Genomic DNA, 12125 nt, shown 5'->3' with positions numbered 1-12125 from the left:
TAAGTTAGTAAAATTAATTCACTGTTTTTATTACTTGTTAAACAAATCCACATTATGTTACAAGTATAGAAACATTTACCTTTTTTATAATCTCTTTTATGTTTTTGCTTTTATTAAATTGTTTATTTCTGTTAACGCATAAGAGATTCACCTTACTTTTTGGAATATAACTTGATATATTAGAAATGACATCAGAAGTGTCTTCAAAAACATATTCAATAGTTTTTTTAGACAGGAACTGATCTTTAGTATTTTGATTATCTGAATTCACTCCAATTTTAAATGATTTTAAAGGTAAAGTTGAATATTCAACTAAATCTTCTATCAAACTATCTTTAAGATTAGATTCTTCCTCATTAAAAATACCAATAGATAAATCATGGTCAGGTGTTAAACTACTATTATGAGATGCTACTAACACAGCTCCCTTATGAGACTTTAGCACAAAATCTATAATATTGTCGCCAATAAAACTTAATGTGTTTGACTGTCGTTTACCTAATACAATTATATCTGGTTCAGTCTTTTTAATATACTTCTCAATTTCGTCCTTCACATTACCAAAACTATACTTATAATTCACCTTGGTATTGTGCTTTTCTGATATCGGATCTAATAATTCCTTTATTTTTTTCTTTGTAACCTTGGTATATTCATTAATTTCTCGAACCGCAGATAATTGGCTAGCAGTTTTCACCAACTCTGTTGGTTTTTTAACGTGTAGAAATTCTAAATCACCGTTCACCATTTTAGATAAAGCAATAGCATTGCTCAATATTTTTGGTGTATTAGATTTTAGATCTGAAAGAATTAAAATTTTAAGTTTTCTAGCCATAATTTAATTTTATGCAGTCTTAGGTTTCAATTTAAAAAACTCAACGAAACTCTCTGGATTTTCTACAATCCCTCTATTTGAAACTATTTTTATATCAATATGCCGTTCCTTCGCCTTAACAGCAAAATCATCTAAGATTTCAATAATATCATTATCTAGATAAGTGGTGTTCCTTACATCTAATTCTAAATAAGTATCTCTTGGAAGACTGTATAGCTCTTTTAATATTGCACCCTTGTTAAAGAATGTAACTTCCTCGGCAAATGTCATTTTAATTTTGTGCTTTCCATTACTCTTATCTTCAATATGTAGGAAGTGTGAATTTTGATAACTTTTTATTAAAATAACCACAATACCTATAGCTAATCCCATACCAATTCCCTTCAGCAAATCTGTAAACACAATACCAAGAACTGTAACCGTAAAAGGAATAAATTGCTTCCAACCTAGTTCGTACATTTTAATGAATAAAGAGGGTTTTGCAAGTTTATAACCTACAATTAATAAAACAGCAGCTAACACTGATAACGGAATCATATTCAGTAATCTCGGTATTAACATAACAGAAATAAGCAAAAGAAAACCATGTATAATAGCAGACATTTTACTTCTACCACCAGACTGGATATTTGCAGAACTTCTTACAATTACTTGTGTAATTGGTAAACCACCGATCATACCTGAAATAATGTTTCCTGTACCTTGAGCTAATAACTCACGATTGGTTGGTGTAACGTTTTTATGAGGGTCTAATTTGTCGGTCGCTTCAACACATAATAGGGTCTCTAAACTCGCTACTAAAGCAATAGTGAAAGCAACAATCCATATCTCTGGATTTGTAATTTGTGAAAAATTTGGAAAACTAAACTGCCCTAAAAAGGAATCGACTCCATCTGGCACAGGGACACTGACCAAATGAGATTCACCAATACTCAATGTTGCATGAGATTGTGTTAAAATATAAAAAATTATACCAACTACAACTGCAACTAGTGGTCCTTGTACTATCTGAAAGAACTTCCCTTTTTTAGATAAAACATTTCCCCATAGTATTAAAATTCCCAACGATACAAGTCCAATCAATGCAGAGCCAAGTTTTATATAATTGATAGAATTGAAAATTTCGGAAAATGTGTTTTCTCCGTCAACCTGGATAAAAGCAAAATCACCTTCAGGATCAGCGTCGTATCCAAAGAAATGAGGTATCTGTTTCAATATTATAATTATACCAATTCCTGTAAGCATTCCTTTAATTACAGAGGAAGGAAAATAATAACCAATAATACCTGCTCTTAAGAAGCCAAATATTAATTGAATTATTCCGCCTAAAACTACTGCAAGTAGAAAGTTTTGATAACTGCCCAATGTTGCAATAGCCGCCAAAACGATTGCGGCTAGTCCTGCTGCTGGTCCACTAACTCCAATTTTTGACCCACTTAGGGCACCCACTACAATACCACCTACTATACCTGCAATTAAACCAGAAAATAATGGTGCGCCACTAGCTAATGCAATACCTAAACAAAGAGGTAAAGCGACAAAGAATACGACAATACTCGCAGGTATGTCATTTTTTAAAGTTTTAAACATATTAAAATGCATTATATAACTGCTTTCTGATTTAAACAGTTATGAGATTATTGATAAATAAATAAAGTTGAGACTAAGAATTAAATGATTATTTCGGGAGGTGGTGAAATAATATTAATCAAAGGTTTACTATATAAACCATTTGTAAAATCAATTCTGTCTTTTTCTAAAAGAGAATAATCAGTTTGTTCCACGTTAGTAGACATCGTTTCAATGAGAATTTTAAAGTTTTCACTTTCCTCTTCTTCACCGAGACCATCAAACATGGAAATATCAATAGAATTATCTATTGAAGTAATAATGGTTGGTGCACTTATTATCGAAAGAAATAAAACAACGATAAATAGTGCTGTTAGTTTTTTAAAAATCATAGGTTGCTTACCAACAAATATAATATTTCGTAAGTAGTGAATTGTTAAATAAAGTTAAAATTCATTTAACATTTTAATATCCTGAGACTGTATCCAACCAATTGAGTTATCAGACAGTTGAATTTTTTTCCAATCTTCGTATGTATCTAAGACTTGGATTTTAGTTCCTTCATGAAGTCTAAAAACTTCTTCACTCATTTTATTTGGATCTGCTTTTACCCTAGATTCTTGAGCAAAAACTATAGCAGGATTGTCCTTTTTATCTAATTGTACTTTCTGAAACGCCATGGCAACCGACAAACACGCCACAAATAAACTTGCAACACTAATAATAAACGCCAATCGTTTTCTCGAAGTCGCTTGGGCAAAATGATATAACAAAAATAGTAACACAAACACAAATACACCTATTACAGCAATTATGGCCCAAGTGTCTGCATTTAATGTGGTAACAAAATTCTTTAATATTTTGGCAAAACCAACATCTGGAACCGTATCAATTGCGTCTATTGTCATGTTCCTTGCAAAAGCCAAGTTATTCTTTATTTCTTCATCGTTAGGACTAAGTAATAACGCTTTCTCATAATAATAAACACTTGGTGCAATGTTATTGAGCTTATAGTTTGCATTGGCAAGATTAAAATAAAGCTCTGAAGAATGAACTTCTGATTCTAATATACTCTCATACTTTTCTATTGACTCAGCATATTTACCATCATAATAAAGTGCGTTAGCTTCCTCAAATAGCTGATTGTTTTGGCTGTAACCAAAAAATGAAAAACAAAATATTAATAGTGCAATTGCTCTCATCCTATCTTATTTGTTTGTCTATCGTGGATATTGTTTTAGCGGCTCTATTATAATCACTTTGCATCGTGTCTTGAGTGATAGGTGTATATCTGGCCAACTCACAATTTTCTAATATTGAAATAAATTCCGAAATATTGGTAGAATCAATATTTCGTTGAGATAAAAGAGATTCTATTTTCTCTTTATTAAAATCACTCGTTTCAATATTCAATTTTGCTTTCAAGTAATTATGCAGTGCTTTCTCTAGTGCCACATAAAAGGCCTCTTTGTTATTAAGTGCTTTTTTAGCTTCACTTAAATATTTTCTAGATAATTTATCTGCTTTTCTTATTCTATTACCTTGAATATCTGCATCACGTTTATCCTTATTCCTTCTAATAAAAATTGCAATTGGTATGGCAAAAAACGGTGTGAGTAACAAGGACCAAAAGGCTGTAGATTGAAAAAATGGTGTACGTGTTTTACCAACCCAATTAGACTTTGTTTTTATAAAGGCGAACGTATTTGAATTTGGCCTAACAGGTTGTTTTGTCGCCACAGTTTCAGAACTTTCAGTATTACTAATTGATGCAGTAGGACCCTCTAATACATCTACAACCAATTCATCAGAATTAACCCTTTTATAGCTTTCCGTTTGTAAATCAAAATAGGAAAATGAAATGGTTGGTATAGGATATTTGCCTTTGTATTGCGGAACGATAGTATAGGTGTCTGAAATTGTTCCTTGCATTCCACTTAATCTGGTTCGCACATTCTCTTTATGCTCTGGCTCATATACCTCCAATGAGCTTGGAACAGAAAGTTTTGGTAACTCAAATAACTTTAAGTTTCCTTTACCCGAAACCTCAATTTTAGCCTGCAAAGATTCAGTTGCATTAAGTTGACTTTTAGTTGTGGTTACTTTAAAATTAAAATCCCCAACTGCTCCTTTAAAATCAGCAGGCTTACCTACTTCTGGCAAAGGTTTAACATTAACTGTTCTACTACCCGCAGTAACTGTCTTAGGCACCTTTGTCATTATTGGCCTACCAAAAATATCAGCTCGCCCTGTAGGTACTTCTACTGTTATATCTAAAACAAGTGGTTCTAATTTTAATTTACCTGTTTTCTGAGGATAAAGTACTGTTTTGCGTAATACGACAAATCTATAATCTTCACCCTTATATTGCCCTTTTTGAATATTTAAGCCTTTTATTTCAATATTCTGACTCCAAAAATCATTATATCTTGGATTGTCTTTTTCTCTCCAATTACTAACGCCTGTTTCTGGTGAAACATATAATTTATAAACTACTGTTATGGCTTCATTTAGGTAAGGATCTGTTTTTGAAACTTCCGCTACTAAGTGAATGTTTTGCGCAGCAATGTCAGAAGCACCTGAATTTCCATTAGGAGCATCAACTGCAGCAGTTACATTAATTGTTATGGGAAATGTTTTATAGATTTCTCCTTCAATTTCAATTGTAGCTTGTTTTATAGTAAACTTACCTCGCTTTTTAGGTGCCAAAAAATAACTATATGTTTTGGTATAAGAACGTTTCCCATTTAACCAAGAATTACTCACTGAGGTATTTGGCCCACCAACTACATCAAAATCATTGAAACTAGGTGGGACAAAGTTGTCGCCATCTTTATTCATTTCAAAATCAATCCTAAGACGTTCGTTTACACCAAGTTTCTTCTTACTAACCTTAGCTTCAAACTTAACTTGAGCTGAGACTAATCCAGTGAGAAGGCAAATAAATAATATGGATATGTAATGTTTAACTTTCATAAAGCTTTAAACTCGCTTCTTTTACCAGTCTTTTTCGGTTTTTACTTTTGCTCCTTTTTGCTTTTCTGCATTTATTTTTTGTTGCACTTTTTGCTCTTGGTTTTGCATCGCCTCTAAAATATTTTTTATCTGCTGAGGTGACATTTGTCCAGGCTTTGGTTTTGGTTTTTGGTTTTTGTCCTTATCATCTTTTCCATCATCTTGCTTATCATCTTTCGGTTTTCCGTTTTCATCTTCTTCTTTATCACCATCCTTTTTATCCTTATCGCCTTCGTCCTTATTGTCTTGATTTTCTTTATTCTCGTCTTGCTTCTTTTCTTCCTCTTCTTTATCCTTTTCTTGTTCCTTGTCCTTATCTTCTTTATTATCTTCTCCACCACCAACTTTTTGTTGCTCTGCGCATTCCTTGGCTAAAGCGAAGTTGTATCTGGTTTCTTCATCTGTAGGATTATTACGTAGTGCATTTTTAAAAGCTTCAACAGCCTCTTTGCACTGTTCATTTTGCATTAAAATATTCCCAATATTATGAAATGCTCTATGTTTTTCGTCTTTTGTCTTTGCATTATTAGCCGCTTCTTGGCTTCTAAATAATGCTTCATTAAAGCTTCCTTTTTTATAATAAGAATGTGCCAAATTATATGCACCAGCCGCCTTATTTGGCGATTCAGATATTGCTTTTCTATACTCCATTTCTGCTTCAACATAATTGTCCTCACCAAGCAACTCGTTTCCTTTATAAACTAAATTAGTAGCATTTTTTTCTGCCTCTATTTGCGCTTTTGTCTTTTCCTGACAAAAACCCATAAAGGTTATTAATGATACTATAATTGTTAAACTAAACTTCATTTTTACTGATTCTTATTTTAAATTTAGCAAACCCTTTTAATTGTGTGCGTTAAAGAATAATTAAAAATTTTCATTGAAAAGGTTTAATTTCTTTAACCATTCTGTTTTCCTTTCTAAAAGGAATATGTCAATAAAAAACAAAAGGATACCAAGACCTAAGAACCATTGAAACTGGTCTTTAAAATCTGCAATTTGTTTTGATTCAAATTCCTTCTTATCCATTTTGTCTAATAGATCCTTTATAGAATCTACAACTTCCGAAGTATTACTTCCATTAATATATAAACCGTTGGTTTCTTCGGCAATTTCCCTTAGCGTCGTTTCATCTAATCTGGTAATCACCGTTTCACCATTTTGATCTTTTTTATAATTTAATACTACACCATTTCTTTTAATAGGGATTGGACCTCCTTTTGCATCACCCACACCTATTGTAAGAATTCTAATCCCTTCATCATTAGCTTCTTCAGCAATATCTACGGCCTCTCCTTCATGATCTTCACCATCTGATATTATTATTAATATCCTATTGGTTTGTTCTTCATCATCGTAATACGTTTTTGCTAACTGAATTGCTTCATGAATTGCCGTTCCTTGAGAGGAAAGCATATCTGTATTCATGTTTTGGAGAAACATTTTTGCCGATGCATAATCCGTTGTGATTGGCAATTGTGGAAAGGCTTTACCGGCGTAAGCAATAATTCCAACACGATCACTTGCCAAGCTATTAATAATCTGAGTTACTAATTGTTTAGATTTCTCTAAACGGTTTGGTGCAATATCTTCTGCTAGCATACTTTTTGAAACGTCAACTGCAAATACAATATCAACACCTTGGCTTCTTACCGTCTCTAGTTTTGTACCAATCTTAGGATTAACCAACGCTAATGATAAACACCCAAATGCACCGCTCAATACCAATACTTTTAAAATTCCCTTGAACAAAGATTGGTTTGGACTTAGCCTTTTGAGCAGGTGGCTGTCTGCGAATCTTTTTTGAGCTGATCGTCTCCAGATCTGCAACATTGCAAACAACAAAATGATCACTGGAATTACCAGTAATGTCCAAAACCATATTTTCTCATCTAGTCTAAACAAAGCTTCTAAATATTGTGTTTCTAAGAATTAGTTCTAATAACAATAATAATCCGGCAAGAAGTACTAAAGGCCTATATTTTTCCTCATAATTATAATACTTCTTTTCTTCTATTTCGGTTTTTTCTAGCTTATTGATTTCATTATAAATTTCAGCCAGTTTTTTATTATTTGTTGCCCTAAAATATTTTCCACCTGTAACATCCGCGATTTCCCTTAGCAAGTCTTCATCAATTTCTACTTGTTGTCTTCCATACCTAAAAGAACCATTAGGGTTAATGGATATTGGTGATAATGCCATCCCGTTTGTTCCTAAACCAATAGTGTATACCTTAATACCATATTCAACAGCTAATTCACTTGCTATTTTGGGATCTATAAAACCAGAGTTGTTGACACCATCTGTCAATAAAATAATAACCTTGCTTTTTGCTCTACTGTCCTTAAGTCTATTTACAGAAGTTGCCAAACCCATACCAATCGCTGTTCCACCCTCTATTATAGTGTTATACTTAATATCTCGCAATGATCTTTGAACAATGGACTTGTCGCTTGTAATAGGTGTTTTTGTATATGCTTCTCCAGCATATTCGACTAAACCAATTCTATCATTTGGTCTACCATCAATAAAATCCGATGCTACTTGTTTTAAGGCTTCTAATCTATTAGGTCTTAAATCTTTTGCCAACATACTTGCAGATACATCTATTGCCATAACAATATCAATACCTCTTGTAGTTTTAGTTCTCGTTGAGACATCAACAGTTCTAGGTCTAGCTAAAGCAGTGATTAATAAACCAAGTGCTATCAAACGAAATACAAAAAGTAAATGTTTAAATTTTGGCCAAAAAGATGATACCGTTTTAAATCCACTTGTACTAGATATTTTTAATTCAGCCGTCTGTTTATTGTACATAAAGGCATACCAAACTATTGCTATTGGGATAAGCAACAGCATCCAGAAAAGTTCTTTATTTAAAAATTCAATGTTCTCAAACATTAGTTGTCTTCTTCTTCAGGTTCATCCGGTTTTAGCTCAATAGAATCGATAATTCGTTGTACCATTTCATCTGCATACTCATCATTATCAGGCCATGTTATAATTATTTGTTGTAAGACATTTTCATTTGAAAAACTAAAAAGTGCATATTCTGCATTAACAACCTTGTTAGTATTAGGAATAACAATGTTAAATGTCCCAAATGTTTTTAGTCCTTCTGCTGCGTTTGGAGTAATAAACTGATCTCGCTTAACTAAAATATCTCTTGCCCCTTTTGATTCGAATCCTTTAATACTTTCTTCCGATACTTTAAATAAATCAAATGTTGGGTTTTCTGTTTCTTTTGTTTGAGGTGTTTGCTTTGGAACGTTTAATGTTGTCGTATTAATTGCGACGCTGAAAATATCTAACATTGTTCCATAGACAAATGTGGTCATACTCATTTGCTCTTTGGCTTCCTCTGGTAATGGAGAATCAACACGTTTTAAAACTCTAGGTGTTTCAATCCAAACCGGTGGAAAACCATAAGCACTTTCTACCCAATTACCTTCTAAAAGCTCTTTACTTTCGTGTCCGATAATCGTGTCTTTTACATATCCAAATCCATATTTAATTCCAAAACCAACAATCGTTGCAATTATTAAAAACAAGGATATGGCAACTGTAATTATAACTTTTCTGCGTTTCTTTTTACGTTCCTGAGCTTCTTTGTATTGTTTGTCTAAAAGTTTTTCTTCCTCAGATGGTTCTGGTAAGCTTGCTTTAACATTGTCTATTTCCTTATCGATAATATCTCTATCCATTTCTGCTAATGCAGTATCTGGTTTAGACTTCGCAAATTTTACTAAATCTGCTCGTTTAAGAATAGATTGAAGGTTATTAATCGTGTCCTTCTTTAAAGGGATTTGATTACCATCTTTTAATAATTGAAGCCTCAATATAAGCTCGTCTGTTGTGCTTTCCATCGCACGATCGTAAACTTTTTCATCTAAATATTTACGTATAATGAGGGTTAGCTCAGAATAATATTTTTTGATTTCTGACTTTAATAAAAACTGGCTTTGGTCCAACTTTCTTATTGCAATTTTAGCACGATCATAGGGTGGCAAAAGTGCTATTTCTTCCTCTTCAGTTAATGGCTTTTTACGCCAAATAAACCAATATAATAAGAAGGCAACTAGTCCGATTAGGAGTAAAGTGATTAACAAATATTTCCACCAATTACCTCCAGTCTTTTCTACTTCAATTATGGGTTTAATATCATACAAACCTTGTTTGGTGGTGTCAACTTCAATAGAATTAACCATTACTTTCAGTGAATCGGTGAAGAATGGTTTGTCTCCTATAATTATTTTTTGACGTGGGATTGTGTATGCGCCAGAATCAAACTGAGTGAGTTTATATATTCTGGATAACAAAACCTTGGCATTGTTTTTTGTTGTATCAATATCTGATGCTTCAACGGCCTCCAAGGGTAAAAATGTCTGCCCTTCTGGAAAAACAACTAAAGCAGAAGAATCTGCTTCTACATTAATTTTGTAATTAATCTGTTCACCAATTCTTATCTGGGTTGTATCAACTTTAGAAGAAACTTGTCCGAATGAAAACGAAGTGAATAGAATCATTAATACAGACAAAACCAATTGCCTTGCCTTGTAATTAGAAAAATTCAATATGTAAACCTTGTATTTCATTGCTTACTTATCCTCTTCTTTTAAAATATCCCAAGAGTTTCTTTACATAACTCTCATCTACTCTACAGTCAATTGTACCTGCTCCAGATTTTGTAAAACTATCTTTAAAGTAATTGACTTTTTCTAAATAAAACTTCTCGTAATTTGATCTCACTTTTTTAGAGGCTGTATTAACTAATAGAAATTCTCCGGTTTCTTCGTCCTCCATCTGTACCATACCTATATTAGGAATTGTTTCCTCATGTTTATCGTATATTCTTATACCAGTAATATCGTGTTTACCTGCTGATATTTTAAGATTGTGCTTGTATTCGTCAGCAATAAAATCAGACAAAACAAATACGATAGCTTTCTTTTTCATCACATTAGATAAAAACTTAAATGCCTGACTAATATTGGTGTTTTTACTTTTTGGATGAAACTCAATTAACTCACGAATAATTCTTAAAACATGTGACCTTCCTTTTTTTGGTGGTATATACAATTCTATGTCATCCGAAAATAAGATGAGGCCAATCTTGTCATTATTTTGAGTCGCTGAAAATGCAAGAGTAGCTGCTATTTCCGTAACGATTTCGTCCTTGAATTGATTTTTAGTTCCGAAAAATTTACTGGCTGAAACATCTGCCATAAGCATCATGGTAAGCTCACGCTCTTCTTCAAATACTTTTACAAAAGGCTCATTATATCGTGCTGTGACATTCCAATCAATATTTCTAACATCATCCCCAAATTGATACTGTCGTACTTCAGAGAAAGTCATACCTCTTCCTTTAAAGGTCGAATGATATTCCCCTCCAAATATATGATCAGACAAACGACGTGTCTTAATCTCTATTTTTCGTACTTTTTTAAGAAGTTCTTTAGTATCCATTTCTCAGTTTACAGTTTACAGACTCAGTTTTCAGTAAGTTTAATTCAGTTTATAATTTGCAATATCAATGCATTTTTACTGAATACTGTGAACTCATTTATGGCACTTCGATTTCATTTACAATTTTATTGATGATATCTTCTGAAGTAACATTTTCTGCCTCAGCTTCATACGTAATACCAATTCTATGACGTAAAACATCATGAACCACAGCACGAACATCTTCAGGAATCACATAACCTCTACGCTTTATAAATGCGTAACATTTAGCTGCAGTTGCTAAATTAATACTACCACGCGGTGATGCTCCAAAAGAAATTAGAGGTTTTAAATCTTCTAGGTTATATTTTTCTGGATAACGTGTCGCAAAAATTATATCAAGTATATATTTTTCAATCTTCTCATCCATATATACCTCTCTTACTGCTTCTTGTGCACTTAAAATTTGTTTTGTTGAAACCACTGGATTCACTTTGTCATAAGTGCCTTTTAAATTAGCTCTAACAATTAATTGTTCTTCATCCAATTTTGGATAGTCAATTACCGTTTTAAGCATAAAACGGTCAACTTGAGCTTCTGGTAAAGGATATGTTCCTTCTTGCTCAACAGGGTTTTGAGTTGCCATTACTAAAAACGGTTTCTCCAAAATAAAAGTTTCATCGCCAATGGTAACCTGCTTCTCCTGCATTGCTTCTAATAATGCCGATTGTACTTTTGCAGGTGCTCTATTGATCTCATCTGCTAGAACAAAATTTGCGAAAATTGGACCTTTCTTTATTGAAAAGTCGTTTTCCTTTATGTTGTATATAAGTGTTCCTATAACATCGGCAGGTAACAAGTCTGGGGTAAACTGAATTCTACTAAAGCTTGCATCTATTGCCTTAGATAGAGTGTTAATTGCCAATGTTTTTGCCAATCCAGGTACACCTTCAAGTAGAATATGTCCTTGACCAAGTAGCCCAATTAACAAACGTTCTATCATATGTTTTTGACCTACAATTACCTTATTCATTTCAAAGGTTAATAGATCTACAAATGCACTCTCTTTTTCAATCTTCTCGTTAATTGATTTTATATCAATTGTACTCGTTTCTTCCATGTTTTAAGGGTTTAAAATCGAAACTATTTAACAATAAATTTTTCGAAGATGCAAAGTGTTAAAATAATTTGTTAGTTGCTGTTAACATTTGGTTAAAAATATTAGTAAAACAAAGGCTTAACACAGATTTAAGGATT

The 12125-nt window shown here is 32.7% G+C and carries 11 protein-coding genes; all 11 read right to left on the bottom strand.

Translation table 11 applies throughout. The features are described from left to right. Positions 1-52: 52 nt before the first annotated feature. A complete protein-coding gene (locus tag LBV24_RS05005; protein ID WP_224477493.1) occupies positions 53-835 on the bottom strand; it encodes a universal stress protein in 783 nt (260 codons plus the stop codon). A gap of 9 nt (positions 836-844) precedes the next feature. Continuing rightward, the gene (locus tag LBV24_RS05000) at positions 845-2425 is read right to left on the bottom strand and encodes a SulP family inorganic anion transporter (protein WP_224477492.1); all 1581 of its coding nucleotides are present in this window, start codon (positions 2423-2425) and stop codon (positions 845-847) included. Positions 2426-2505: 80 nt separating this feature from the next. Continuing rightward, the gene (locus LBV24_RS04995; RefSeq protein ID WP_224477491.1) at positions 2506-2796 is read right to left on the bottom strand and encodes a hypothetical protein; all 291 of its coding nucleotides are present in this window, start codon (positions 2794-2796) and stop codon (positions 2506-2508) included. Positions 2797-2850: 54 nt separating this feature from the next. Then, the gene (locus tag LBV24_RS04990; RefSeq protein WP_224477490.1) at positions 2851-3606 is read right to left on the bottom strand and encodes a tetratricopeptide repeat protein; all 756 of its coding nucleotides are present in this window, start codon (positions 3604-3606) and stop codon (positions 2851-2853) included. A 1-nt stretch (position 3607) separates the two neighbouring features. Further along, positions 3608-5380, bottom strand: coding sequence for a BatD family protein (locus LBV24_RS04985; protein ID WP_224477489.1), 1773 nt, complete (start codon positions 5378-5380; stop codon positions 3608-3610). A 21-nt stretch (positions 5381-5401) separates the two neighbouring features. Next, a complete protein-coding gene (locus LBV24_RS04980) occupies positions 5402-6226 on the bottom strand; it encodes an aerotolerance regulator BatC (RefSeq protein WP_224477488.1) in 825 nt (274 codons plus the stop codon). A gap of 60 nt (positions 6227-6286) precedes the next feature. Further along, complete coding sequence (locus LBV24_RS04975) at positions 6287-7324, bottom strand: VWA domain-containing protein (protein WP_224477487.1); 1038 nt, start codon at positions 7322-7324, stop codon at positions 6287-6289. After that, positions 7317-8321, bottom strand: a complete 1005-nt coding sequence (locus LBV24_RS04970) for a vWA domain-containing protein (RefSeq protein WP_224477486.1) — start codon at positions 8319-8321, stop codon at positions 7317-7319. The genes LBV24_RS04975 and LBV24_RS04970 overlap by 8 nt, the downstream gene beginning before the upstream one ends. Continuing rightward, positions 8321-10015, bottom strand: coding sequence for a hypothetical protein (locus tag LBV24_RS04965; RefSeq protein WP_224477485.1), 1695 nt, complete (start codon positions 10013-10015; stop codon positions 8321-8323). The genes LBV24_RS04970 and LBV24_RS04965 overlap by 1 nt, the downstream gene beginning before the upstream one ends. A 7-nt stretch (positions 10016-10022) precedes the next feature. Further along, the gene (locus LBV24_RS04960) at positions 10023-10889 is read right to left on the bottom strand and encodes a DUF58 domain-containing protein (protein WP_114300536.1); all 867 of its coding nucleotides are present in this window, start codon (positions 10887-10889) and stop codon (positions 10023-10025) included. Between the two features lie 97 nt (positions 10890-10986). Then, positions 10987-11988 (bottom strand): AAA family ATPase, encoded by a 1002-nt coding sequence (locus LBV24_RS04955; RefSeq protein WP_224477484.1) that lies wholly within the window; start codon positions 11986-11988, stop codon positions 10987-10989. Positions 11989-12125: the final 137 nt, after the last annotated feature.

Origin of the sequence: Winogradskyella vincentii (assembly GCF_020166345.1) — a bacterium.
Lineage (GTDB): Bacteria > Bacteroidota > Bacteroidia > Flavobacteriales > Flavobacteriaceae > Winogradskyella > Winogradskyella vincentii.
Note: the sequence above shows the minus strand (reverse complement) of the source record. Positions and strands in the feature narration are given on the sequence as shown.

What these genes read in the sequence shown, in the direction of transcription:
- LBV24_RS05005 (WP_224477493.1), bottom strand. Translation starts at nt 835, where the DNA reads ATGGCTAGAAAACTTAAAATTTTAATTCTTTCAGATCTAAAATCTAAT.
- LBV24_RS05000 (WP_224477492.1), bottom strand. Translation starts at nt 2,425, where the DNA reads ATGTTTAAAACTTTAAAAAATGACATACCTGCGAGTATTGTCGTATTC.
- LBV24_RS04995 (WP_224477491.1), bottom strand. Translation starts at nt 2,796, where the DNA reads ATGATTTTTAAAAAACTAACAGCACTATTTATCGTTGTTTTATTTCTT.
- LBV24_RS04990 (WP_224477490.1), bottom strand. Translation starts at nt 3,606, where the DNA reads ATGAGAGCAATTGCACTATTAATATTTTGTTTTTCATTTTTTGGTTAC.
- LBV24_RS04985 (WP_224477489.1), bottom strand. Translation starts at nt 5,380, where the DNA reads ATGAAAGTTAAACATTACATATCCATATTATTTATTTGCCTTCTCACT.
- LBV24_RS04980 (WP_224477488.1), bottom strand. Translation starts at nt 6,226, where the DNA reads ATGAAGTTTAGTTTAACAATTATAGTATCATTAATAACCTTTATGGGT.
- LBV24_RS04970 (WP_224477486.1), bottom strand. Translation starts at nt 8,321, where the DNA reads ATGTTTGAGAACATTGAATTTTTAAATAAAGAACTTTTCTGGATGCTG.
- LBV24_RS04965 (WP_224477485.1), bottom strand. Translation starts at nt 10,015, where the DNA reads ATGAAATACAAGGTTTACATATTGAATTTTTCTAATTACAAGGCAAGG.
- LBV24_RS04960 (WP_114300536.1), bottom strand. Translation starts at nt 10,889, where the DNA reads ATGGATACTAAAGAACTTCTTAAAAAAGTACGAAAAATAGAGATTAAG.
- LBV24_RS04955 (WP_224477484.1), bottom strand. Translation starts at nt 11,988, where the DNA reads ATGGAAGAAACGAGTACAATTGATATAAAATCAATTAACGAGAAGATT.